Below are 23,047 nucleotides of genomic sequence, written 5' to 3'. Positions count from 1 at the left end.
CGACGCAGCATTTCCCATGCTGCATGCGCGCCGAGCGACACCGTGCGCAGCTCACCGCGAAATCTTAGATACTTTAGTCAACTGTCGTTGCATTCCAACGGTACCTCAGAATGTATCCACTTCGGGCACCGGGATCAGCAAGGTGACACGGTCCGGGTTCATTTCTGCGATGATGATGGTCCCATCGCGCTGAACAGCCAATCCATGACCAAAGGTTGAAAAGGTGCGACAGCGACCGACCAACTCACCATTCGGAGTATAAGCGGACAGACGCGGGGTCTGGTCACTGACCAGCAATAGTCCCTCTGGCGTTAGCGCCAGCGCCATCGGCTTGTACAATCCCTCAATCTGACCCAGCCAAGTGCCATCCCCATCAAAACGCTGAACGCGGTTGTTCTCACGGTCCGCTACACAGAGCCTGCCTTGGCCGTCGAACAACAGGCTGTGCGGGGTCGAGAACGCGCCCGGTTCAGTTCCGGGGTGTCCAAAGGTCTTGAGGTGGCGCAGTTCCGGGTCAAAGATGTGAACCGCGCTATTCCCGTATCCGTCAGCGACATAATAGCGGCCGTCCGGACCTTGGGTGCAATCGCAGGGATGGTTGAAGGGGCGCCCCAAGCCCGGCCGCTCCGCGCAGTCCATCCGGGTGATCTCGTGCATCGTTTCATCGAGTAGCACGATCTTGTGGCCATCCATGTCCGTGGCGGCCAATTGGTTCGCAGAGGTGGCGCGCAGCCCGTGGCCGCATACGAACTGCGGCAGATCGGTGCTTTCGCCACTCATTGCACCGTTGGGCCCGACTATGACCAGCTCAGGCGCTTGCCGCCTGAGAACAACGATCCTGTCGCCCAAGACCGCGACATCGGAAAGGCCCGACAGCATTGGATCGCTGACATGGCGCACGCGGTAGCGTTGCGTGCCCAAGGCCACATAGGCGCAAGGTCGTTTCGTCGTCTCGCTCACAATGCGCCCTGCAATGTTTCGGCCATGGTGATGAGCATCGCATCCCGGCCTGCCGGAGCGGTCAACATTAGCCCCGTGCCGGGGTCGTCGGTGATGGGTATGCTGACCGAACAGCCGTCGATCACATTCGCAAGGCTGGTGTTGCGCAGCGCCAGCAGGTTGATCCGGTCATAGGTCGCGTCGTCGTTCAGATCATCCAGCTTCGGCGGCATGATGGCGACGCTTGGCAAGGCCACGGGCGTGTCGCCAAAGAGCCGGTCTGCCCGTGCGATCAGTGCTTCCCGCGCGGCTATCGTGCGGGCGAATTCGATGCCGGTGACGCCGTCCGCCCGGGCCATACGCGAGGCGACGCGCGGATCAAGCTCGGCACGTGTCTGGTCAAAATAGGCCCCGTGGTGGGCGCGGGACTCGACTGCCGAGAATTGCCAAACGGGTAGGGCGCGGTAGTCCTCGAAAAAATCGAGGGTCTGTCGTCGTACGCTGACGCCAGATGCCCGAAGCACCTCGAGCGCGGCTTCAAAGGCGTCGATGACTTCGGCATCCAACCCGTCCATGCCGAAGTTCTCTGGCACGATGACTGCACGCGGTGCAGAGGACGCGGGAAGCGGTCGGTCTCGTAGCACGTTCAACACCGGCCGCAGCAGGCCAACGTCTCGGGTTAGCACCCCGACACTATCCAGCGAATGCGACAGCGGCACCGCCCCCTCGCGAGAGATCGTTTGCGCTGTCGCTTTGAACCCGAATAACCCGCAAAAGGCCGCCGGAATACGTGCGGAGCCGCCGGTGTCTGTCCCAAGCGCGATGTCAGCCACACCTCGCGCCACGGCAGAGGCACCGCCCGAGGTCGATCCACCCGCGATACAGCCTTCTTTCAACGGGGTGAGGGGGGTGCCGTAATGTGGGTTCAGGCCAAGACCGGAATAGGCGAATTCCGTCATATTTGCGTGACCAACGAGCCCCGCACCTGCACCGCGCAGCCGCGCGACCGCTACAGCGTCCTTGATGGCGGGTGACGCGTCTTTACGGACCAGCGATCCCGCACGGGTGACTTGGCCCCGCACGTCGAACAGGTCTTTGACTGCTACGTTCAGCCCTGATAGCCGCCCTTCGCCTTCGACCGGATCATCGAAGGTGCGGGTGAAATCGGGCGAGGTTGCACGCGCGCGGGCCGCGTCGAGGAGAGATTGAGGGGTCTGTGTCATCAAATCAGCCTTTAAATCGTTTGCTCTACAAGCCATGTCGCGATGCCGGGGAAAGCCGTCAGCAGGATCACGGCCAGCACAAGGATCAAGAAGTAGGGGACGATCATACGAGTGATCTCGAAGATCGACTTGCCTGTCAGGTTCTGGATCACGAACAGGTTGAACCCCAGCGGCGGCGTGATCTGCGCCATTTCGACGACGATGATCAGATAGATCCCGAACCATACCGGATCGATCCCAACGGCAGCCACGGCGGGCATCACAACCGAGGTCGTGAGCACCACGATGGAGATTCCGTCTAGGAAACAGCCAAGCAACACGAAGAACACCGTCAGCACAGCAATCAACCCCGGTGCGCCCAACCCACTGGCGGAGATGATTTCGGCCAGTTGCCCGGGCAAGCCGGAGAAGCTCATGGCCGAAGTGAGAAAGGCCGCGCCAAGCAGGATCAGGCCGATCATGGCAGAGGTGCGGGTGGCCCCCAAAAGCGAGGCGATAAAACTGTCGCGGTTCAGTGACCGGCCAAAGGCCGCGATGATGAGCGCCCCGGCCACACCGATGGCGGCGGCTTCGGTCGCGGTGGCGACCCCGGCATAGATCGACCCGATGACCCCGATGATCAAACCGACCACCGGGAGCAACATCCGCAGGCGGTGCAGGCGCTCAGCGATCGGTAGGCGGGGTTCGGGGGCGGGCACGCCATCGGGGTTCATTTTGGACCAGATGGCGATATAGCCCGAGAACAACGCCATGAGCATCAGCCCCGGCACCACGCCCGCAATGAACAGACGGTTCACGGACACTTGGGCCGCGACGCCATAGACGATCATCACGATCGACGGCGGGATCAACAGGCCAAGCGTGCCCGATCCAGCCAAAGAGCCGATGGCGAGACGGTCGGCATAGCCGCGCGATTTCAGCTCGGGCAGGGAAATGCGGCCAACGGTGGCGGTGGTGGCTGCCGATGATCCCGACACAGCGGCAAAGATCCCGCAGCCCGCAACGTTGACATGCGCCAACCCACCGGGCAGCCGCCCGACCCAAGGGGCGAGACCGGAAAATAGGTCTTCGGCCAGACGGGTGCGGTAGAGAATTTCGCCCATCCAGATGAAGAGCGGCAGCGCCGTTAGCGTCCAGCTGGCGGAATGCGCCCACATCGTGGTGCCGAGGATCGCATCGACCGGCGTCGAGGTGAACATCATGAAGATCACGACGCCCGACGCCATCAGTGCCACGCCAACCCAGATGCCCAAGCCCAAAAGGACGAGCAGAGACACGACCAGAACGGCGGATTGCAGAAAAATATCCATGATTATTCGCCCCGACCTTGTTCGTTTGTATCGTCGCTCTCGACCGGTAGGCCGAGGATGAGGCGCAGCGTGCGCTCGGCAAAGGCTAGAGCAAAGAGCACCGACCCCAAAACCATCGCAGATTGAGGCCACCAAAGCGGAACGGCCACCACACCTTGGCTGACTTCGTTGTAGGTCCAGCTTTCGTGGACATAGCCAAAGATCGCCCAAGCGACCCAGCCCATCATCGCAGTGGCAAAGGCAGCGGCCAGAATGTCAGCGATATGTCCCAGACGATCCGGCATCAGCTGGCGTAGCGAGGTGACGCGGATATGATCGCCCCGTATCAGGGTCGCCGGCAGCGCAAGGAAAATCGAAGCGCTTAACCCCCATGCCGCGAAATCATCAGCCGACGGGATTTGACTTCCCATCAGGCGAAGGCCGATTTGCGACAGGATCAGGGCCGCGATCCCCAGAAGGGACAGCGCGGCCAAGACTCCGCAAAAGTTGAATAAATGGCGGGTTAGCAACATGGCGGGGGCTCCGGATTGGTGGGGCGGGCGGGGTAGGGACACCCCTAGCTGTTTGCATAAAGGCCCGGGCGTTTGACAGCCCGAGCCTGCTTGGATCAGTTCAACGCATCGACGATCTTTTGACCGTCTTCACCTGCCTGTTCCAGCCATTCTGCACGCATGGTCGCGGCAATCGTCTCGAAGTCGGCGGCCAGTCCTTCGGGGGTCGGCAGCACGTTCATGCCATTGTCAGCCATTGTATTTGTCGCTTCGGTAGTGGCCACTTCGGCCATCTCAAAGCCACGGGTTTCCGCCAGTTCAGCCGCTTCTTGCAGCGCGGTTTTCACCTCGTCAGACAGACCGTCGTAGACCCCTTTGTTCACGATCACCATGTTCTTGGGCAGGAAGGCCTGAACGTCATAGTAATGCGACACGAAATCCCACGCTTGGCTGTCCACACCCGTCGACGGCGAGGTGATCATACCGTTGATGACCCCGGTCGAGAAGGCTTGGCTGATCTCGGAGGTGGCGATGGTGGCGGGAACGGCACCCAAAAGCTCGGCCAGGCGCGCGGTCGATGGGTTATAGGCGCGGAATTTGACCCCGTCGAAGGAGGAGGCGTTGGTCACCTCTTGGTTCATGTAGACGCCTTGCGGTGGCCAAGGGGCAGCGAACAGCAGAACCAGTCCATCTTCGGCCAGTTTTTCTTCGTAGATGGGGCGGGAGGCTTCCCAAAGCGCGCGGGCCTCGTCAAATGTGGTCGCCAAAAGCGGCACGGCATCGGCAGAGTAAACGGCGTCTTCGTTGCCAAGGGCCGAGATCAGGACTTCGCCGATGGGAACGATGCCGCGCTGGACGCCGCGCTTCAGTTCGGGGCGCTTGAGCAGGACAGAGTTCGACACAACGTCGATTTCCAGCGCGCCATCCGACAGGCGGGCCACGTCATCGGCGAAGGCGCGGATGTTCTGCGTCAGATAGTTGCCGTCTGGTGCGTCCGCTGACATTTTCCACGTTTCAGCATGGGCCAGACCGGCCGTCAGGGCTGCGATCGCAGTTCCGATGAGAAGGTGTTTCATGTGAGGTATCTCCTGTTGGGGTGGTTTGTTGTTCTTGCCCTGCCGTTGTGGCAGGGCAGGGTGGTTCACTCAGTCTTCTAATGCGGGCAGGTCCTGCGCATCCAATGACCACATCAGGCGGAAGGTTTCGGCCTCGCGTACCGCGCCGCCCAATTGCTCGGTCAGTTGGCGCAGGGTCGCTTCGGCGATAGGCTCTGACGTCACATCTATCGCGATGCAAGGGGCCAGAACGCGCCCTTCGATGGTTTCGGACGGCAGCGGGGTCGAAAGGGTTTCGTCGGGGATCATATGATGCACGCGCAGCACGCCTTCCTCGGCCATCAACTTGCCAAGCACGGTGCTGACGGCGTCGGTATCCATTGCATTCGGCACCAGTTCGATCAGCACCAGTGCGCCGCCCCAGCCAAAGCCGCCCTCTTGCGCGACCTGCATCACCCGGCGGCGGGTGTTGGACATCCGACCGAAGTTGGTGATCGACCACTGGGTCTGTTTAGTAAAGGCTTTGCGGTAGGCGTCGGAGGTGAAATCGGCAAGGCTGCTGGCGCGGTAAAGCGCAAGGTATCGCCGGGCCGAGCCGGATACCGCACGATAGCGCCGCGCACCGGTGAAGCCCGGAATGCGAACGCGCTCCTCCATATGCTCTCTGTCATACCACTGGTTGAAATCTGCTTCATGATCTGGGTCGATATCGCTCCAGACGAAAAGCTGTGCCTGATCGGTTGTACGGATATTGCTCATTCTGCATCCTGATCTTGGACATAGCTTTCCCGTCACGTGGCGGGGCACGGCCCGCCTCCGTCGAGGTGCGGTCAAGCTCTGTCGATTGTTGTTGGGGCACCCTTGCCGAGATGGGGCCCAACGACAAACGGGATTATTCAGGGGGGGGTGATAGGGTTTTCCGATCAGGCCGGTTCACACCGCGTCAGGTTTGGCGCTGATGACGCTCTGCACAGTCCCGCGCAAGATCGGCGATTGCCTTGTAAGTGGCCACATCGGAACTGCGCCGCCAAATGCAATACAGCGGCAGCGGCGGCAGTTCCGCATCGACATCAAGCTCGTAAATACCTGGCCCGGCCAAATCACAGGCCAGTGGCATGGTCGCAATCCCAAGTCCGCGCTGTGTCAAACGGGCAATCGCGGCCATTGATGTGATACAATGTACGATCGAAGGCCGCAGGCCGCGATCGCTGAAAAGCGCGAGTACATTGGCATGGGGGCGCGAATTGCGGGTGAAGGTGATCAGCGGGCTGGTGACAACATCAGCGAGGGAGAGTTTTTCCTCGCGCATCCCCTCTGGCCCGAACCAGCCCATGGCCAGTGGCGGCAAGTCGGCGCAGACACAGGTTTGATCATGGCGGTCATCTGTCGTCAGCAACATATCCAAAGCACCGCGTTCAAAGGCGGCCGCGATGTTCGGCGTTGGCTCAACCGTCAGTTCAAGCTCTAGCCGGGGATAGCAGCGCGCCACCTCTTCGATCAGATCGCAAAGCCAAGTATGAACGACCGAAGATACCAGCCCCAGACGCACCCGCCCCACGGCGGTGGTCGGATCGGACAAGGTGGCGCGCAGATTGCGCTCCGTCGCGAGCATCTCTTGCGCTGTTTCAAGAATCATGGCCCCAGCCACGGTGATCCGGGTGGCGTGAAACTCACGGTCAAACAGGTCGACCTGGAGGTCCGTCTCCAGCGACGAAATCCGGCTGGAGACCGTCGCTTGGCTCACATTCAATTGCTCGGCCGCCGCTCGGAAACTGCCCAAGTTGGCGACTGTGACGAATGTCTCTAAAAAGCGCGTGTTCACGAAGAGCCTCTATTTCTTGTTTCGGTCGCGAAGGAAGAGGGTAATTCAGCCCGACGGTGAAGTCACCTGTCGTCAAAGAACGCTGGACCAATCAGGTGGTGAGCAACAATTGGGCGGTGAGGGCCCTTCGCTATAGCATGCATAGATGTCCGGTGTGCGGACCAAAGCTGCCTTTCGCTGCAAGTGCGTTAAATGCCCAAGACCGTCAAATAGCGCTTTCTTAAACCATAGTATTTAACGATGCTGCATCAGTTGCAGTTGCCACCTGGCAGAGGGTTTTGAGGGTGTTGAGTTGACCGATCAAATGGTCTCTGTCACGTGCATCGCTGCTGGCTGCTTTGGCGGAACGCTGAACAAAGTCAGAGAGACCAATGGCGGTCAGCCCCGAGCGCAATAATGCGGCTTCGTGAGGTGACAGGATCCTTTCAATCACAGCTCGGAATTTTTCAGCCGAGGCCTCCAATTCCCTCTGACCGATTGCGTTGAACCCTTCGATGATGTCTTGGGCATTCGGTGTGGCTTGAACCAGGTCGAAGCCAGCGACGGACATCCTGTTGAAGATAATGTCGAGTTGGTCGCCAAGAGCCTGGACGCCATCCAGTCCGGCCTCGATCTCGTCGATCGCCATATCTGTGTGGTAGCGGATCAGAGCCCTCAGAACGTCATCCTTGTTCTTGTAGGCATTGTAGAGCGTCTGGCGCGCCACCCCGGCCTCTTCAGCCAGGTCGCCCATGCTGGTGCGCTTGACGCCATAACGCGAGAACAGGCGCACCGCAGCGTCGAGGATATACTTATCTCTGTCGGTCATGCTGCGCATATTGACATTTGGACGAATAATGTCAATATAGACAATCATACGAAAAATGTCCATTCGACAGGGGGGCACGACATGCGACAGAACGTGAGTTTCAAAAGCCATGGAGAGGTCATTCGGGGACATCTCTACCTCCCCGAAAATTTCGACGCCGGTCAGAAATACCCCACGATCGCCGTTGCTGGCCCGATGGCGACCGTCAAGGAGCAATCACAGGGCGTCTTCGCCAACGCGCTGGCCGAACGGGGTCTGATCGCGCTCGCCTTCGATCACCGGACCTTCGGGGAAAGCGGCGGGCAGCCGCGTCAATACGAAGACCCGAATTCCAAGACCGAGGACATCCAGAACGCGATTTGCTTCCTATGCGCTCATGAAAACGTGGGGAGCGTGGGTGCATTGGGGATCTGCGCGGGCGCGTCCTACACTGCCGACGCCCTGCAAGGCGACCGGCGGGTCAAGGCCTTTGGCACAGTCAGCGGTCATTTCAGCCTGCGTGAGGCGTTGGTCTCGAACCCGCTTGCGACCGACGAACAGAAGCGTGTCATGTATGACAGGTCCAACACGGCGCGGCAGCGCTATTTCGAGACAGGTGAGGCCGAGCCGGATGACATGCTCATCCCTGACATGACCGAAGTGCCCCCAGCCGGGGCCGATCCGTTCCTGGCCGAGCAGTATGATTACTACTTTTGCCGGGTGGCCGCCGAATGGCCAAACTACAGCAACCACATGGTGCCGTTTTCGTATCAGCAACTCGCGCGCTCGCACGGGCTGGACTACGCCGGTCAGATCACCTGTCCGTATCTGGGCATCGTGGGTGAACAGGCCTTCACCAAACCGTTCACCGAACGCTTTATCGCAGCCAAAACGCAAGGCGCGGCCGAGATGGTGGTCCTTGAAGGCGGCAGCCATCTGCGCACCTACGACACGCCAGACCTCGTGGTGCAGGGCGCCGACGCGCTGAGCGCATTCTTCAAGAAAAGCCTCGGAAATTGAGACTGACATGCCCCTGATCAGCGACCGCACCCGCATCACGATCAACCTGTTCCGGCCGCAGCGCCGGACGCCCGATCCACGCCACGCAATTCCCCAAGCCGACCGTGATCTGACGGGCAAGACCATCGTTATGACCGGCGGCACAGACGGTATAGGTCGCGTAGCCGCCGGGATGCTATGTGACATGGGGGCGAACCTTGTCCTTCTGGGGCGCAGGCAGGCCGTGGGTGATCGCGTGATACGGGAACTGGCGGCGACAGGCGGCGCAGGAACCGTCAGTTTTCAGGTCTGCGATCTGGCCTCGATGGACAGCGTCAAAGCCTGTGCCGAACGGATACTCGCCGCGCATGATCGGATCGACGTTCTGATCAATGGCGCAGGGGTCAACGCAACCAGGCCGACCTTCACCGAGGATGGGTTCGAGATGAATTGGGCGGTAAACTATCTGGCGCCGATCCTGTTGACCCGGTTGCTGGCCGACCGGATCACTGCCTCGGCTCCGGCGCGTATCGTCTATCTGGTAACCAATCTGGCCTTTCTCGACCGGATCAACATGGACGAGATCGCCGCCAAGCCAGACTTCGCCACGAGCGAGGCTTATGTGGAATCCAAACTTTCGGGGTCGATGTTCATGATCGATCTGGCGCAAGAGCTTGAGAGCAAGGGCGTTACCGTGAATTACCTGCATCCCGGCAATATCCGGTCCAACCTGCTGCGAGACCTGACCGGAGCCGACCGGATCATGGGATACGTCATACGTGTCGCAGCCTCACCCACCGAGGTGGGGGCCGACAGGATTGTGCGCCTTGCGGCCTCTTCCGAATTTGACGGCATCACCGGGGCCTATCTTGTCGAAGACACTGTCCGCCCGGCGCATCCCGAAGCGCAGAATGCGTCGCAGAGGAAGCAGCTCTCCCGGATCACGGAACGAGCCCTGAAAAACTGGCTCCCGGCAGATGAGCCTGCGTCCGGAGAAGCGGTGCTGCTATGAAAAAGTGCGTCCTGATCTTTGGTGCCACTGGCACAGTGGGTGCCGGTGCCCTTCTCGAATGTCTGGATCATCCGGAAATCGGCGAGGTCCTCTGCATTGTCAGACGCCCGACAGGAAGATCGCACCCGAAGCTGCGAGAGATCATTCATCGTGATTTCCTGGACTTCGCGACGATTGCCAGTGACATGCACGACATCGACGGATGCTTCTGGGCGGTCGGAACACCCAGTTCCGGCGCTGATGAGCAAGCCTATATCCGGGTGGAGCATGATTACGTCGCCGCCGCTGCCCGAGCCTTGCACAAGCAAAGTCCGCAATGCTGCTTCGTCTTCGGGTCCGGCGCAGGTGCCGACGAAACCGAGACCTCTCGGCAGCTTTGGGCCCGTGTCAAAGGGCAGGCCGAAAACGCCGTTCTGGGTATGGGCTTCAAGCAGGCGCTGATCTTTCGGCCGGGTACGATCGCGCCCCGGCGGGGCATCAAACACAACGTTCCAGTGTACGGCCTGGCGGCCTGGCTGGCACCGCTGATGCGCCCGTTCGGGATGGCAACATCAACGGAAGAAATAGGACGCGCGTTCATCGCTGCGGTTCTGGGAAAGAACGCAGAACAGCCTGCAAGAATCCGCCTCGGCTCAGCCGAAATCAACACCCTGGCCAAACTGGCCTAACAAGACGCGATCAAGGATCGCAAAGGAGAAACACTATGGATACCCAAGAGAACAAGGCCCTTGCGAATAAGGTCATCCAAGCAATCGGCGCTGGCGACTGGACGTTCGTCGAAGAAGCCTTTGCTGAGGATGCAAAGGTCTGGGTGGCGGGATCAATGCCGATCTCTGGAAATCACGGCAAGGCGTTCGTTCTGGCCTCGGGAGGGCGAACCAAGGCGTTCTTTCCGGAGGGCATGAGTCTTACGCCCAAGGCACTGACAGCGGAAGGTGAGCGTGTTGCGGTTGAGGCCGTGTCATTGGGCAAGCATGTCAGCGGCAAGATCTATAACAACCATTTCCATATCCTGATGGTGATCCGGGACGGCAAGGTCCAGGAATGGAAGGAATACATGGATACAATGCCCGCCAACGACGTTTTCTTTGGCGGGCCAGATTGATCCGGCCCTTCCAGGGACCAAGCACTTGGCAGGCTTTCCTCCCAAAGGCGCGGGCTCATGAGGGCCGGATGGGCACCATGCCCGGCTCCGCAGCCCGTCCGCAAAAACAGATCCCGAACACGAGAACCTCCTCAGTTGACATCCATTGGCACCGAATGCCTGAAACTTAGGATAACAAGATGAACAGCAAAACAGTCCTCATCACCGGATGCAGCTCCGGCTTTGGCAAGCAGTCCGCGAAGCTGTTTCAATCCAAAGGCTGGAATGTCGTTGCAACGATGCGCTCTCCCGAGAAGGAGGCCGATCTGGGTGAGTTGGAAAACACGCTTCTGTGCCGGCTCGATGTGACCGATCCGCAGAGCATCAAGGAGGTCGTCGACAAGAGCCTTGATGCCTTCGGACGGATTGACGTTCTGGTCAACAACGCAGGGATATCCGGTGTTGGGGTTTTCGAGCAATGGGATGAGGGCTCAATCCACGGCCTTTTTGACACCAATGTGTTTGGCCTGATGCGCGTGACGAAAGCGGTCCTTCCCGTCATGCGGCGGCAGCGCGAGGGGACGATAATTAACATCTCGTCGCTCGCGGCCTTGATCGCTTTTCCGTTTGCTTCCGTATACAGCTCCGCGAAATTCGCCGTAGAGGGCCTGACCGAGGCTCTGGCGCTTGAATACGCGCCGTTCAACATCTCTGTGAAGGCCATTGCCCCCGGATCATACGAGACGAACCTCTATACGTCGATGGACGAAGGGATACTGGCAAACGGTGACGACCACATAAGGGCTTATTCGGCCAAACTCGCTACGAAAATGAACGATGCCGTGACCCAGATGGCTCGACAGGGTGGTGAGCCATCTGACCCGCGTGAGGTGGCCGAAAAAGTCTATGAATGCGCGACCGAAGATACGCCCACCCACAATGTTTGCGGCCGTGATGCGGAATCGTTTCTGCAGATGAAGAAGTCGCTGTCAGAACAGGAGATGTCCCAGTTCATCTCAGACCAGGTGGTGCCAAAAGACCTGTAGCAGCGCCGAGACGCGCCAACCAACGGGTGGCGTGCATCAACACTAAAAACTTTGGTCGCCAGAATTGAATTATCTCCCTTAAAGAATGGAACACCCCATGCCCCTCATTCCTACCCGTCGAGCGTTCCTGGCAGCAGGTATTGCCAGTACTGCAGCACTTGCATTGAAGCCCGGAAGCGCGCGAGCGCAGATTTCTACTCCGGCAGCGGACCCTGAGGACAGCACACTTCATCTGGTCGACCCGCAATATCGCGAGATGGCGCAGGCGATGCCCGCCATGCTTTTTACGCCGGACATCCTGCCGGATATCAGGGCGGCGCAAGATGCCACTACGGTTCCGGGGTCGGAGAATCCGGTATTCGAGAGCTTTGAGCTGCCTGACAGTCCCGCCAGCTTTTTCCTCTATCGGCCCGACACACTGCGCGCCACGCCAACGCCCGCCATCGTCTATATCCATGGCGGCGGCTATATCCTGGGCAGCGCGGTCAGCTATCATGCCTATTGCTATGATCTTGCGCAGAAATCTGGCGCCGTTGTGGCCAGTGTCGAATATCGGCTCGCCCCGGAAACACCGTTCCCCGGGCCGGTCGAAGACTGCTATGACGTCCTTTCTTATGTGTTTCGGACTGCGGCACGACTTGGCATCGACCCTGACCGAATCAGCATAATGGGCGCCAGTGCAGGCGGTGGTTTGACGGCGGCATTGGCGCTTCTGGCGCGCGACCGCGGACAGATCCCGGTGAAGGCGCAATTCCCAATCTATCCGATGCTGGACTATCGCACCGGTACCCAAGCCGCACCCGTAGACAACCCGACCACCGGGGAATTCGTCTGGGGCCGGGCCGCAAACCGTTTCGGCTGGACTTCTCTGCGCGGCGACTATGGGCTGGATGATGACCGGGTCGGGCATTTCTCACCCAGCCACGCCGCCACGCTGGAGGGATTGCCACCATGTTTCATGGTCGTGGGCGCGCTGGACCTGTTCATGGAAGAAAACGCGGCCTATGCACTCCGCCTCAGCCGTGATGGCGTCCCGGTCGATTTCACCATCTATCCTGGTGCGATCCACGGGTTCGACATCGTTCCTGGTACAGAGTTGACGCAGCGGTTCGATGCCAACCTGAAGCAGGCTTTTGACCGGCTGTTGTGACCAAAAGAACATCGCTTCAATGAAACAAGCCCGACGGACAAAAGCCAACCTGAGCGAGTGGGTAACACCGGGGGTCGCGAAGTCGAATGGTTAAGCCGATACCTCAAAGCGACATCCGGAAAAACGGTCATACATGCGTCGCGCAGCATCGGTCCCTTCGGGCTCGAAGCCGCCATCAGCTTCTACAACCAAATCCCCGAAAAACGGGGGGATTGCTGTATCTTGATACTAATCAAGCGCGTTTCAAAACTTTCGACGACGCCACTATTCATCAGCTTTTATAAATTAGGCTGGCTTGAGGCGATGTCTTGGCTGTTGCTGGCGTTCAGGACTGAACCTATCGTTTTTCCGATCGGCGCAGACTCGCAACAATTCAGGTCCGCAAATGTTTAGCCTGTTCCAATAACCAATTCTTGAAGAACGCCGGGGCGGACGATCCTGAAGTATTCTTGTCCAGACCAATTTCGTACCAGATACACCTTATCGCCCGTTGATCTACAGCGACAAGCTGGCCCGAAGATAACTCGCGCTCGCACAAGATATTATCTGCGAGGATAACGCCTTCACCATCTATTGCGGCATCAATGGCGAGTGAGAGGTCGGAATAAACCTTTCCAGTTTTCCAGCCAAGGCTTTGCGGTTCATGCGCCGCGTACCATTTGTGCCATGTCTCTTTGCCATTGTCGTGAATGAGGGTTGCGCTGCTCCAGTCCACAGAGGCATTTTGAGACGTGAGTTGGGCATTGAGGTGTGGGGACGCGGCGGGAAAGCCATCTATGGGAAACAGACGGTCTTTGGTAATCCCGCTCCCGGGCATTCTGGTTTCGAAGTGAATAGCGATATCCGCATGCCCTTCGCCGATCTGCGCGGGGCTCCACGCTGGCCTTAAATCTACTTCGATCCGCGGAAAAAGGCTGCAAAACTCTGTGATCCGCTTGCGCAGCCACAGGGACGCAATGGCGGGTTCTGCGCTGACTATGACGGCCCCAGAACGGGTTTTGCGCAACAGGGTTTCACTGGCGTCAGTAAGCGTTTGAAGGCCGCTCGCGACTTGGGGCAACAAGTCCCGCCCGTTTTCACTGAGCTCGACCCGGTTGCGATGCCTGATGAAAAGATCGGTTCCGAACCATGCCTCAAGATTTTTGATGTGCTGGCTGACAACGCTGTGGCTGACATTCAATTCACTGGCCGCTTTAGCGAAATTACAATGCCGTGCGGCGGCCTCAAAAACCCTAAGCGCATTCAGATGACGGAGCGTGTTCTTCATTAATCCAGCGTAGTTAAAACCTTCGCTGAGAGCAAGTTAAACGCGCTTTTGATTTGAGGCTGATGATGAGTAGCCTTCATTCAACGAATTGCTCCCTAACGCAGAACGGAAACCCGCATGGTCGCTGCCTTGTCCGCCGATAAATCCAATGTCTCGCTCAGCGTAACCGATCTGCACAAATCCTTCGGATCGCATGAGGTGCTCAAAGGTGTTTCCCTCAAGGCCTGTGAAGGCGATGTGATTTCTCTTCTTGGATCGTCCGGTTCTGGCAAGAGTACCTTCCTACGCTGCATCAATCTATTGGAAACGCCGACATCCGGTTTGATCACGGTCCATGGTGAAGACATCAAAATGTCAAAGGATCGCCACGGCGTGTCTCACCCAACTGATCCGCGACAGGTTGAACGCATCCGCGCCCGGCTGGCGATGGTCTTCCAATCCTTCAACCTGTGGTCGCACATGACTGTCTTGGAGAATGTTATTGCAGGACCGATCCATGTTCTAAAACAGTCGCGGGCCGAAGCGATTGAACACGCCAAAGAGGTGTTGGAACGCGTTGGCATGTATGAGCGCCGAAACTACTACCCCGCCCACATTTCAGGCGGTCAGCAACAACGTGCAGCCATCGCCCGCGCGCTGGCTATGAAACCCGAAGTGATGTTGTTCGATGAGCCGACCTCCGCACTTGATCCGGAGCTTGTGGGGGAGGTGCTGAGAGTGATCCGGTCGCTGGCCGAAGAAGGCCGCACGATGGTTGTTGTCACTCACGAAATGGCCTTTGCGCGAGATGTCTCGTCACAGGTCGTTTTTCTGCACCAAGGTCTGATCGAGGAGCAGGGTGCCCCCGCTCAGATGTTCAGTGACCCTGAAACCGTACGTTTCAAAGAATTCCTGTCGACCACGCGGCAGTAACCACAGGGCGCGCAAAGTGCCTTCATAAACATAATGAAACCAAGGGAGTACGAATATGACACTCAAAAACACATTACTTGCCACCGCAGTTGGGGCAGTTGCACTGGTGGCTGGCATGGCTACCGCGGACACTTTGCGCATCGGCGTTGAGGGCGCTTACCCTCCGTTCTCGCAAAAAGGGGCTGATGGCACTCTGTCAGGCTTTGACATCGATATGGCAATGGCCCTGTGCGCAGAGCTGGAGCGCGAATGTGAGCTGGTTGAGCAGGAGTGGGACGGCATGATCCCGGCACTGATCGCTGGGAAATACGACGCCATTGTTGCTTCTCTGTCGATCACCGAGGACCGCAAGAAGCGGGTAGATTTTTCGGAGAAATACTATTTCACCCCATCGCGGTTTATCGCCAAAGAGGGAGCCACCTTTGAGATGACTGAAGACGGCACAGAAGGCGTCAAGATTGGCGTTCTGCGAGGAACGACCCTGCAATGCCACGTCGAAAAAGCTTTCCCGAAGGCCGACCTGCGCCTCTACAACACACAAGAAGATGTGTTTGCTGACCTCGCAACAGGGCGGCTGGACCTTCAACTGAACAACACGCTGGGTGCATTGGACGGCTTTCTGAACACCCCTCAGGGGGATGGGTTTGCCTTTTATGGCGAGGATGTGGATGACCCTGAGTGTCTTGGCGAAGGCACAGGCATTGCGGTGCGCAAAGGCGACCCGCTTGCCGGCGAGTTGAGCGAGGCGATCGCCGCGATCCGGGCCGACGGCACCTACGCGACTATCAACGATAAATATTTCGACGTTGATATTTACGGTAAGTGATCAGCCAAGCCTAAAAGTCAGGGGGACCATCTGGTTTCCCTGACCTCCCTTCCATTTTTCTAACGGGTTCAGCGCATGGACGTGATCTTTGAATACAGACAGATCCTGATCGAAGGAACTTTGGTCACAGTCGCGCTTGCGGTCCTGTCGCTGCTTTTGTCCATCATCATGGGACTGATCGGTGCCTTTGCCAAACTGTCTGCGAAACCAAGCATCCGACGTGCGGGAAGTGTCTATACTCTTTTCGTACGCAGCGTGCCCGACCTTGTGTTGATGATGCTCATTTTTTTTGGCGGTCAAACACTGGTGAACCAGATTGGCAGTTCAACAGGGCTTTGGGGATACGTTGAAATCAACCAGTTCCTTGCTGGGGTGCTGACCCTCGGGTTCATTTTCGGGGCCTATATGTCGGAAACCTTTCGGGGAGCAATTCTTGCCATTCCGCGCGGCCAAATCGAGGCGGCAATGGCTGTGGGCATGAAACCGGGCCAGATCTTCCGCATCGTCACTTGGCCTCAAATGGTTCGCTTCGCCCTGCCCAGTTTTACCAATAACTGGTTAGTCTTGGTCAAATCCACAGCACTTGTTTCGGTGATCGGCCTTCATGATCTGGTTTGGAATGCCTTTTCGGCAGGTCGCTCCACCCACCAGCTTTTCAGCTTCATGATCGCGGTCATGGTTGTCTATCTGATCATCACCGGCATCTCGGACCTTGCGCTGCGAGCGATTGACCGGAAATACGCCGCCGGCGTGAGAAAGGCGTAAGACGATGGATTCCGAACGCAGCTTCTACGAATATCTCCAAAGCTTTAGCGAAACGCGATCACCGATTGATTTCGTGTTGATCTACGACAACTTGCCGCGGTTCTTTGATGGTGCATTGGTCACGCTTCAACTGACATTCCTCGCTCTTCTTGTGGGCGGGATGATCGCTGTACCACTGGCCATCGCGCGCGCTTATCGCAAGCCGTTCCTGAGCCCGGCAATCCGCGTCTATACCTATGTTTTCTGCGGCACGCCTCTCTTGGTGCAGGTCTATCTGTTCTATTTCGGTCTCGGGCAATTTACCGTCGTGCAGGAAAGCTTCCTATGGGAGCCGATCCTCAGCAAACCGTGGTGGTGCGTGATCATCGCCTTCACGCTGAACACCGCCGCCTATACCACCGAGTTTCTGCGCGGCGCGATTGAGGCGACACCCCACGGTGAAGTCGAAGCAGCCAAAGCTTGTGGCATGTCGCCCTTCACCCGGATGCGGTTGGTGGTTTTGCCCAATGCGTTCCGCCGCGCCCTGCCGGCCTATTCCAACGAAGTCATCTTTACGCTGCACGGGTCTGTCATCGCCAGCACTGTCACCTTGCAGGATCTGTTGGGCGTGGGGCGCTGGCTGAATGGCCGTTACTATCTGGCCTATGAGGGGTTTTTGACGGCGATGGTGTTCTACATGGCAATCGTCTTCCTGATCACCTTTGTTTTCCGAATGGCCGAAAAACGCTTCCTTGGGCACTTGCGGCCCCGTGAAACGCCCGCGCCCGGCAGCGCCAGAGTGGCGGCATGACCGGCGGGTCGCACTCCTCGATCCACAAAATCTCATATCACTTCCTGTAAGAGGCAAAACAATGACAACTTCAAAAAAACGAGACTTGATCGAAGGGCGCGCGGCGCTGATCGTCATCGACATCCAGAAATCCACCTTTGCGCCAATTCCCGACGACAAACGTGCCATCGCTCATATGCCGGACTACGCAGAGCGCATGGCACGTTCCAAAGTGGCGATCGACAAGGCGCGCGAGGTCGGCATTCCGGTGGTCTTCATTCAGGAAATTCACCGCGCCAACCTGATCGACATGGGCCGCGAAACCGATGGCGACGAGGACGTGCATTGCCTTGACAGCAACCCGCTGACTGCCTTTGCCGAAGAAGAGTTGGGTATGCGTCCGGATGATTATCGCATTTCCAAGCGCCGCTATTCCGCATTCTACGGCACCGATCTGGAAATCCTGTTGAAGGGCCTCAAGGCGGAGACTCTGATCCTTGTGGGCGGCTTGACCGATGTATGCGTACACTACACCTTTGTTGATGCGCATCAGGGTGATTACTTCTGCCGCGTGATCGAGGATTGCGTCGCAGGCTCAAGCCGCGAGGCGCATGATGCCTCACTTAAAGCAGTCGAGTACCTGCAACACGGCGCAGTGCGTTCGCTCGAAGAGGTGCTGGAGGCCATGCAATCCAATGTGGCAACCGATGCTGCCTGATAAAACGCTTATGGCGGTTGGCCTCGCGCTGGCCGCCTCAGCAGTCCTAAGCTTCATAGACAACTTCGTTGCCCCCGTCAGCCAAGAGGCCGGCCTGTGGCAGTTTCAGGTGTTTCGCACTATGTTCGCCGTGCCGTTATTGCTGGTGGCAGCGCGGATGTCGGGGCGTGTGATACGACCCGTCAACCTGCCACGGCTGGCGGGGCGCAGCCTTGCGGTGTCGGTCGGTTTATTGATCTACTTTGCCGCACTCGGAACCTTGCCTGTGTCACAAGCGGGGGCTGGTCTGTTCAGCGCGCCGCTTTGGGTGGTATTGTTGTCCGCCCTTTTGTTCCGCCACAGGATCGGTCCAGTCGGGGCCTTCGCCGTCGTCATCGGTTTCGCTGGCGCTTTGATGCTGCTGCAGCCCGACTTTGCGAACCTGACCCTGCTTTCCGTGATGCCTCTGGCCGCCGGGTTATTCTATGGTCTGGGCATGATGTTGACCCGTCACTGGTGCAGCGATGAAAGCGCAATTGCCTTGGCAATCGGGATATTTGTCACCATCGGCGCGGCTGGCCTGATCATGTTGGCAGTCGTAACGATCTGGCCCGGCGATGCCTTCATCACCGCGCCTTGGACTGCGCCGAGCGCTCGCTTCTTGTGGCTCACCTTGTTCCAAGCCGTGGGCGCTGTAATCGCGGTAACACTGATTGCCCAAGCCTACCGGATAGGAAACCCTGCCGTGGTCGCCGTATTCGAGTATTCGTTCCTAATTTTTGCCAGCCTCTGGGCGTTTCTGCTTTGGGGCACGGCAACCAATCCACTCGCCTGGGCGGGAATCGCTGTGATCCTGCTCTCTGGCATCGTGATGGCCCTCAGCCAGAAAGAAAAAGCAAATGCCCCCATCGCCGTCTGAACTCGCCTATGTCCCCTTTGTGTCTGTCGAAAACATGATGGGCCTTGTCCATCAGATCGGAATCGAAAAAGTCCTGTGCGACCTTGCCGATGCTATTGAGGCCGACTTCAAACGCTGGGAGCTATTCGACAAGACACCGCGCGTCGCCAGCCATTCCGCAGTGGGCGTAATCGAATTGATGCCGACATCTGACGGAGAGATGTACGGTTTCAAATACGTGAACGGCCATCCCAAGAACACCAAAGAGGGGTTGCAGACGGTCACCGCATTTGGCCTGCTGGCGGATGTGGACACAGGCTATCCGAAACTCCTGTCGGAAATGACCTTGCTGACCGCATTACGCACGGCAGCTTCATCGGCAATGGCCGCGCGCCACCTTGCACCCAAAGGCGCACGTATCATGGCGATGATCGGGAATGGAGCGCAGTCGGAATTCCAGTGCCTCGCGTTCAAGGCAATCTGCGGGATCGACACCGTGCGCCTTTATGATATCGACCCGTCGGCCACGGCGCGTTGTGCGGCCAACCTGAAACGGCACGGGTTGAAAGTAGTGTCCTGCACATCGGGCCAAGAGGCCATGGAGGGGGCAGAGATCATCACGACCTGCACTGCGGACAAGCAGAATGCCACGATCCTAACTGACAACATGGTCGGAAGCGGTGTCCATATCAACGCGATTGGTGGCGATTGTCCGGGAAAAACCGAATTGCACCGCGACATCCTGCTGCGTTCCGAAATATTCGTGGAATACCCGCCGCAAACCCGCATCGAAGGCGAAATCCAGCAGCTCGAGGACGACCACCCCGTGACCGAATTGTGGGAGGTGATTTCTGGAAAGGCCAAGGGCCGCACTGACGCAAAACAGATCACGCTGTTCGACAGCGTCGGCTTTGCGATCGAGGATTTCAGCGCATTGCGCTACGTGCTGACGGCGATCAAGGGCACGCCTTGGTTTTCCAACCTTGATATGGTCGCGGACCCCGACGACCCCCGCGACCTATTCGGCATGTTCGAACGCGCAAACCAATAAGCTTTGGCAGCAAAGGATCGGTGAATGGCTTGGTTTCTCCTTGTTCTCGCGGGCCTGTTCGAAGTGGGCTGGGCCGTCGGCTGAAATCCTTCACCGTTTTTCCCGACAATGTGCAGCACCAAAGGCCCTCCTTGCAGGGTGCGATGCTGATTTTTGACGATCAAACAGGAACGCCGCTGGCCGTCGTCGATAGTGGCTTGGTGACCTACTGGAAAACGGCCGCGGATTTTGTTTACTGCGCATCTCTTTTGGCGATCCCTAATAGTAAGGCACTTTTGATAGTGGGTTCGGGCATCGTGGCGGACAGTCTGGTAGGCGCATATTCTGCGCTTTTTCCGGGTTTGGAGCGCATTTTGATATGGGGCCGAAATCCGGGAAAAAGCCGCGTGCTGGCAGGGCTACACGCGCATCAGAAAGCCGCCGTTGAGACAATTGAGGTGTTGATTGTCACCGAGAACTGACCCGGCGGGGGTGCGGACAAAAATTTGGACTGTTTTCACGGCATAAGGCCGAGGCTTTTACGATATTCGATGGGGCTTCTGCCACCAAGGGACATCTTGATGCGCGTTTCGTTATACCAGCGGATGTAGGCGTCAACCTCGTCAACGAATTGGGCCACGGTGAAGGCCCGCCAATCGCGGGGATAGAAGAACTCAGTCTTGAGGCGTCCAAAGAAGCCTTCACAGGCGGCATTGTCTTGCGAGCTCGCCTTTCGCGACATCGACCGAACCAGCTTTGCCGCGTCTATACGTTCCAGCCAGCCAGGCCAGCGATAGTGGCCTCGGCGATCGCTATGGACTACGGGCCGCGCTTCGCTGTCAGCGATGGTTTCTACCGCTGCATCAAGCATGGTGTTCACAAGGTCGGCATCCGGTCTGGTCCCTATGGTCCAACTTAAGACGAGGCCGTCGAAGCAATCGATGATCGGGGAAAGATAGACTTTTCCAGCTCGGATGTGGAACTCTGTGATATCGGTCAGCCACTTCTCGTTTGGCGCTGCCGCCTGGAATTTTCGGTTGATGATATTCTCCGGCGCAGGGCTAATCTCACCCAGATATGAGCTGTAACGACGCCGCTTCGGCTTTGGGACGATCAGAGCTTCCTGTTTCATCAGGCGCCGCACCACTTTTTCGGAGATCGAGATGGATTCCCGCTTCATATATGCTTTGAGGCGACGGTAGCCGTAGCAGCGATGGTTGCTTTCGAAGGCCTCCTTCATGGCGTGTCGAATGGGAAGATACTTATCTTCCAGTTTCATGCGAGCGCGGTGGTAAAAGTAAGAGCTGCGCGCGAGACCCAGCCGAGCCAACAGGGCTGGTGTCTTATACCGTTTTTTTAGGGCGACGATCAGCATGGTCTTTTCCCGATTGCTCAGGTCCTGCAGATCGCCGCCAAGTTCCTTTTTTATCATTTCACTCGCAGTCTTGAGCAGGTCATGCTCAATCTGGATCTCGCGGATGTCGCGCTGCAGGGCTTCACGCTGACGTTCCAATTCTTCAAGCTCTGGATAAGGGGCACTCTTCTTGCGTTTCATCATGGCAGGAGCCTCCGGGCCAAGGATCTGAGTCTTCCAAGCATAGAGCGTCGGCCGACTAAGTCCGAACTTTTCGGCCAAGGCCTGGGCACTTTCTTGGCGATTATAGAGCCCGACCACAGCAGCCTGCTTCACGGCGTCAGAGTGATTTCCTGGGCCATATGTCGCATTGGAGACCGTTTTCGTGTCAGGAAACGCCTCGCGCACCCAAGCCGTCAGGGTGGCTCGGCCTGGATAGCCTAAAGCGCGCAGCGTCCATGAAACGCAGCGCCCATGGCTTGCATAATGCTCTAACGCCACCTGCTTTTGTGCCGCCGAGAATTTAGGCGGGCGCGGCGCTGAACGTATTTGCAAGTCCTGCCGACGTTCATACTCTCGATGCCAGCCTTTCAAGGCATTCTTCGTTGGATACCCCAACTCACGGATGGTGGCCCCCAAACGCTTGCCGAGCTTGATATAAAGCTCAACCGCGCGCATTCGATCTTCGTAGCTGTACATGAACTATCTCCAAGATAGTCCAACTTTTCGTCCGCACCCCCGTTCTTCCGTTTCGACATCTCTGATCTCCTTTTTGTCGAGTATCAGCAGACAGTAAATTGTAATTTACGTCAGTGTCCGCATTTCGGGGGGGGTATGTATGAACTGCCTTCCCCTGTAACCGTTTTGTTGATGCCCCTTTGACCCTGTTTCTATGTATTCGGTCTTTCAATGGGTCATTCGATTTGCCCCTGACCAGGATGGGAAGTCGCGCGTCCTGTGTCTCGTTAGCTCATGGGCACTCTGCGGTACACGACCGCGCCTGTTGCGTCTAATCCCGCAAGGCTACAAACGGTTTTGCCCAGATCAATTCCCAATACTTCGATACCCATCAGAATGCTCCTCTCTTTCCACCTATGCCCACAACAATAGCTGCGGTTTGGCGGGAAGGCAGTTCATCCCACTAGCTCAGTCCGCGATGCCCACCTTAGCCAAGGCGTAAGCGGATGTCGGCTCTAGCCAATTCATTTATCATAATCCTAATTATCAGATAAAGTATTGTAGCCGGGCACATTCTAAAATGGGTTGCGAAATTTCCCCTATCTTGCTGGAAAGCAAGGAGAATGGAAGATGGCGCATAAAGAGCTTAACCTGCGTGAACGACGCGCGATAGAAGACATGTTGAACGCCAAGATTGCTGTGCGCGAGATTTCAGCAGAGATCGGCAGGCATGTTTCCACGGTGTATCGCGAGATCAAGCGCAATCACTATTTCGACAAAGAGTTGCCGGAACTGAACGGATACTACGGCGTGGTTGCTCAAAAAGCGGCGACCGAAAGACGTGCGCGGCGGCGCAAACTGGTGCGCCTTGTCGGCTTGAGAAAAGCCGTAATCAAGCAGCTCGAGGAAGGTTGGTCACCAAAGTGACCTGCC

The 23,047-nt window shown here is 57.7% G+C and carries 25 protein-coding genes; 15 read left to right on the top strand and 10 right to left on the bottom strand.

The window, feature by feature from the left end:
- Window positions 1–105: 105 nt before the first annotated feature.
- From IV89_RS00975 to IV89_RS00940, 8 genes are all read right to left on the bottom strand, one after another.
- The gene (locus tag IV89_RS00975; RefSeq protein ID WP_037942145.1) at window positions 106–960 is read right to left on the bottom strand and encodes a hypothetical protein; all 855 of its coding nucleotides are present in this window, start codon (window positions 958–960) and stop codon (window positions 106–108) included.
- Entirely contained in the window at window positions 957–2,162 is a 1,206-nt protein-coding gene (locus IV89_RS00970; protein WP_051843854.1) for an amidase family protein, read from the bottom strand. Before IV89_RS00970 ends, IV89_RS00975 begins: the two co-directional genes overlap by 4 nt.
- 11 nt (window positions 2,163–2,173) lie before the next feature.
- Window positions 2,174–3,472 (bottom strand): TRAP transporter large permease subunit, encoded by a 1,299-nt coding sequence (locus tag IV89_RS00965; RefSeq protein WP_037942143.1) that lies wholly within the window; start codon window positions 3,470–3,472, stop codon window positions 2,174–2,176.
- Window positions 3,473–3,474: 2 nt separating this feature from the next.
- A complete protein-coding gene (locus IV89_RS00960) occupies window positions 3,475–3,984 on the bottom strand; it encodes a TRAP transporter small permease (protein WP_051843852.1) in 510 nt (169 codons plus the stop codon).
- Between the two features lie 95 nt (window positions 3,985–4,079).
- Entirely contained in the window at window positions 4,080–5,039 is a 960-nt protein-coding gene (locus IV89_RS00955) for a TRAP transporter substrate-binding protein (protein WP_037942142.1), read from the bottom strand.
- Between the two features lie 69 nt (window positions 5,040–5,108).
- Window positions 5,109–5,777 carry a DUF4286 family protein gene (locus IV89_RS00950; RefSeq protein ID WP_037942140.1) on the bottom strand — a complete coding sequence of 223 codons (669 nt, stop codon included), beginning with the start codon at window positions 5,775–5,777 and terminating at the stop codon, window positions 5,109–5,111.
- A gap of 184 nt (window positions 5,778–5,961) precedes the next feature.
- Window positions 5,962–6,840, bottom strand: a complete 879-nt coding sequence (locus IV89_RS00945) for a LysR family transcriptional regulator (protein ID WP_051843849.1) — start codon at window positions 6,838–6,840, stop codon at window positions 5,962–5,964.
- A 220-nt stretch (window positions 6,841–7,060) separates the two neighbouring features.
- On the bottom strand, window positions 7,061–7,696 hold the full coding sequence (locus IV89_RS00940) for a TetR/AcrR family transcriptional regulator (protein ID WP_235183706.1): 636 nt from the start codon (window positions 7,694–7,696) through the stop codon (window positions 7,061–7,063).
- Between the two features lie 33 nt (window positions 7,697–7,729).
- Between IV89_RS00940 and IV89_RS00935 the strand changes: the two genes are divergently transcribed.
- The 6 genes from IV89_RS00935 to IV89_RS00910 all read left to right on the top strand — a co-directional run bounded on the left by IV89_RS00935 (window position 7,730) and on the right by IV89_RS00910 (window position 12,918).
- Window positions 7,730–8,647, top strand: coding sequence for an alpha/beta hydrolase (locus IV89_RS00935; RefSeq protein ID WP_037942138.1), 918 nt, complete (start codon window positions 7,730–7,732; stop codon window positions 8,645–8,647).
- 7 nt (window positions 8,648–8,654) lie between these two features.
- Window positions 8,655–9,638: an SDR family NAD(P)-dependent oxidoreductase gene (locus IV89_RS00930; RefSeq protein WP_051843848.1), complete on the top strand. Its 984-nt coding sequence runs from the start codon at window positions 8,655–8,657 to the stop codon at window positions 9,636–9,638.
- Window positions 9,635–10,306: a hypothetical protein gene (locus IV89_RS00925; protein ID WP_037942137.1), complete on the top strand. Its 672-nt coding sequence runs from the start codon at window positions 9,635–9,637 to the stop codon at window positions 10,304–10,306. Before IV89_RS00930 ends, IV89_RS00925 begins: the two co-directional genes overlap by 4 nt.
- 35 nt (window positions 10,307–10,341) lie before the next feature.
- Window positions 10,342–10,743: a nuclear transport factor 2 family protein gene (locus IV89_RS00920; protein WP_037942136.1), complete on the top strand. Its 402-nt coding sequence runs from the start codon at window positions 10,342–10,344 to the stop codon at window positions 10,741–10,743.
- A gap of 179 nt (window positions 10,744–10,922) precedes the next feature.
- Window positions 10,923–11,768, top strand: a complete 846-nt coding sequence (locus tag IV89_RS00915; protein ID WP_037942134.1) for an SDR family oxidoreductase — start codon at window positions 10,923–10,925, stop codon at window positions 11,766–11,768.
- A 97-nt stretch (window positions 11,769–11,865) separates the two neighbouring features.
- Window positions 11,866–12,918 (top strand): alpha/beta hydrolase, encoded by a 1,053-nt coding sequence (locus IV89_RS00910; RefSeq protein ID WP_200875462.1) that lies wholly within the window; start codon window positions 11,866–11,868, stop codon window positions 12,916–12,918.
- Between the two features lie 373 nt (window positions 12,919–13,291).
- Here the strand turns inward: IV89_RS00910 and IV89_RS00905 are convergent, their stop codons facing one another.
- Window positions 13,292–14,185 (bottom strand): LysR family transcriptional regulator, encoded by an 894-nt coding sequence (locus tag IV89_RS00905; RefSeq protein ID WP_037942131.1) that lies wholly within the window; start codon window positions 14,183–14,185, stop codon window positions 13,292–13,294.
- A 129-nt stretch (window positions 14,186–14,314) separates the two neighbouring features.
- On the opposite strand from IV89_RS00905, the gene IV89_RS00900 reads away from it, so the two are divergent.
- The 8 genes from IV89_RS00900 (at window position 14,315) to IV89_RS00865 (ending at window position 20,564) form a co-directional block, all read left to right on the top strand.
- Window positions 14,315–15,097, top strand: coding sequence for an ATP-binding cassette domain-containing protein (locus tag IV89_RS00900; protein WP_037942244.1), 783 nt, complete (start codon window positions 14,315–14,317; stop codon window positions 15,095–15,097).
- A 55-nt stretch (window positions 15,098–15,152) separates the two neighbouring features.
- Complete coding sequence (locus IV89_RS00895) at window positions 15,153–15,923, top strand: transporter substrate-binding domain-containing protein (protein ID WP_037942129.1); 771 nt, start codon at window positions 15,153–15,155, stop codon at window positions 15,921–15,923.
- A gap of 75 nt (window positions 15,924–15,998) precedes the next feature.
- The gene (locus tag IV89_RS00890; protein ID WP_037942127.1) at window positions 15,999–16,688 is read left to right on the top strand and encodes an ABC transporter permease subunit; all 690 of its coding nucleotides are present in this window, start codon (window positions 15,999–16,001) and stop codon (window positions 16,686–16,688) included.
- Window positions 16,689–16,692: 4 nt separating this feature from the next.
- Complete coding sequence (locus IV89_RS00885) at window positions 16,693–17,478, top strand: ABC transporter permease (RefSeq protein WP_107277647.1); 786 nt, start codon at window positions 16,693–16,695, stop codon at window positions 17,476–17,478.
- Window positions 17,479–17,539: 61 nt separating this feature from the next.
- Window positions 17,540–18,175, top strand: a complete 636-nt coding sequence (locus IV89_RS00880; protein WP_037942125.1) for a cysteine hydrolase — start codon at window positions 17,540–17,542, stop codon at window positions 18,173–18,175.
- On the top strand, window positions 18,165–19,073 hold the full coding sequence (locus IV89_RS00875; protein WP_051843844.1) for a DMT family transporter: 909 nt from the start codon (window positions 18,165–18,167) through the stop codon (window positions 19,071–19,073). The genes IV89_RS00880 and IV89_RS00875 overlap by 11 nt, the downstream gene beginning before the upstream one ends.
- Window positions 19,054–20,103, top strand: coding sequence for an ornithine cyclodeaminase (locus tag IV89_RS00870; protein ID WP_037942122.1), 1,050 nt, complete (start codon window positions 19,054–19,056; stop codon window positions 20,101–20,103). Before IV89_RS00875 ends, IV89_RS00870 begins: the two co-directional genes overlap by 20 nt.
- 20 nt (window positions 20,104–20,123) lie before the next feature.
- On the top strand, window positions 20,124–20,564 hold the full coding sequence (locus IV89_RS00865) for a hypothetical protein (RefSeq protein ID WP_160171647.1): 441 nt from the start codon (window positions 20,124–20,126) through the stop codon (window positions 20,562–20,564).
- 35 nt (window positions 20,565–20,599) lie between these two features.
- On the opposite strand, the gene IV89_RS00860 is transcribed toward IV89_RS00865, so the two are convergent.
- The gene (locus IV89_RS00860; RefSeq protein ID WP_240558213.1) at window positions 20,600–22,135 is read right to left on the bottom strand and encodes an IS3 family transposase; all 1,536 of its coding nucleotides are present in this window, start codon (window positions 22,133–22,135) and stop codon (window positions 20,600–20,602) included.
- 609 nt (window positions 22,136–22,744) lie between these two features.
- On the opposite strand from IV89_RS00860, the gene IV89_RS00855 reads away from it, so the two are divergent.
- The gene (locus tag IV89_RS00855) at window positions 22,745–23,041 is read left to right on the top strand and encodes a helix-turn-helix domain-containing protein (RefSeq protein WP_037942312.1); all 297 of its coding nucleotides are present in this window, start codon (window positions 22,745–22,747) and stop codon (window positions 23,039–23,041) included.
- Window positions 23,042–23,047 lie beyond the last annotated feature (6 nt).

Source organism: Sulfitobacter sp. CB2047 (assembly GCF_000735125.2).
In the GTDB taxonomy this organism is placed as follows: Bacteria; Pseudomonadota; Alphaproteobacteria; order Rhodobacterales; family Rhodobacteraceae; genus Sulfitobacter; species Sulfitobacter pontiacus.
Note: the sequence above shows the minus strand (reverse complement) of the source record. Positions and strands in the feature narration are given on the sequence as shown.

Coding starts and splice junctions, on each gene's coding strand:
- IV89_RS00970 (WP_051843854.1), bottom strand. CDS start 2,162: ATGACACAGACCCCTCAATCTCTCCTCGACGCGGCCCGCGCGCGTGCA.
- IV89_RS00965 (WP_037942143.1), bottom strand. CDS start 3,472: ATGGATATTTTTCTGCAATCCGCCGTTCTGGTCGTGTCTCTGCTCGTC.
- IV89_RS00960 (WP_051843852.1), bottom strand. CDS start 3,984: ATGTTGCTAACCCGCCATTTATTCAACTTTTGCGGAGTCTTGGCCGCG.
- IV89_RS00955 (WP_037942142.1), bottom strand. CDS start 5,039: ATGAAACACCTTCTCATCGGAACTGCGATCGCAGCCCTGACGGCCGGT.
- IV89_RS00950 (WP_037942140.1), bottom strand. CDS start 5,777: ATGAGCAATATCCGTACAACCGATCAGGCACAGCTTTTCGTCTGGAGC.
- IV89_RS00940 (WP_235183706.1), bottom strand. CDS start 7,696: ATGATTGTCTATATTGACATTATTCGTCCAAATGTCAATATGCGCAGC.
- IV89_RS00935 (WP_037942138.1), top strand. CDS start 7,730: ATGCGACAGAACGTGAGTTTCAAAAGCCATGGAGAGGTCATTCGGGGA.
- IV89_RS00930 (WP_051843848.1), top strand. CDS start 8,655: ATGCCCCTGATCAGCGACCGCACCCGCATCACGATCAACCTGTTCCGG.
- IV89_RS00925 (WP_037942137.1), top strand. CDS start 9,635: ATGAAAAAGTGCGTCCTGATCTTTGGTGCCACTGGCACAGTGGGTGCC.
- IV89_RS00920 (WP_037942136.1), top strand. CDS start 10,342: ATGGATACCCAAGAGAACAAGGCCCTTGCGAATAAGGTCATCCAAGCA.
- IV89_RS00915 (WP_037942134.1), top strand. CDS start 10,923: ATGAACAGCAAAACAGTCCTCATCACCGGATGCAGCTCCGGCTTTGGC.
- IV89_RS00910 (WP_200875462.1), top strand. CDS start 11,866: ATGCCCCTCATTCCTACCCGTCGAGCGTTCCTGGCAGCAGGTATTGCC.
- IV89_RS00905 (WP_037942131.1), bottom strand. CDS start 14,185: ATGAAGAACACGCTCCGTCATCTGAATGCGCTTAGGGTTTTTGAGGCC.
- IV89_RS00895 (WP_037942129.1), top strand. CDS start 15,153: ATGACACTCAAAAACACATTACTTGCCACCGCAGTTGGGGCAGTTGCA.
- IV89_RS00890 (WP_037942127.1), top strand. CDS start 15,999: ATGGACGTGATCTTTGAATACAGACAGATCCTGATCGAAGGAACTTTG.
- IV89_RS00885 (WP_107277647.1), top strand. CDS start 16,693: ATGGATTCCGAACGCAGCTTCTACGAATATCTCCAAAGCTTTAGCGAA.
- IV89_RS00880 (WP_037942125.1), top strand. CDS start 17,540: ATGACAACTTCAAAAAAACGAGACTTGATCGAAGGGCGCGCGGCGCTG.
- IV89_RS00875 (WP_051843844.1), top strand. CDS start 18,165: ATGCTGCCTGATAAAACGCTTATGGCGGTTGGCCTCGCGCTGGCCGCC.
- IV89_RS00870 (WP_037942122.1), top strand. CDS start 19,054: ATGCCCCCATCGCCGTCTGAACTCGCCTATGTCCCCTTTGTGTCTGTC.
- IV89_RS00860 (WP_240558213.1), bottom strand. CDS start 22,135: ATGTACAGCTACGAAGATCGAATGCGCGCGGTTGAGCTTTATATCAAG.
- IV89_RS00855 (WP_037942312.1), top strand. CDS start 22,745: ATGGCGCATAAAGAGCTTAACCTGCGTGAACGACGCGCGATAGAAGAC.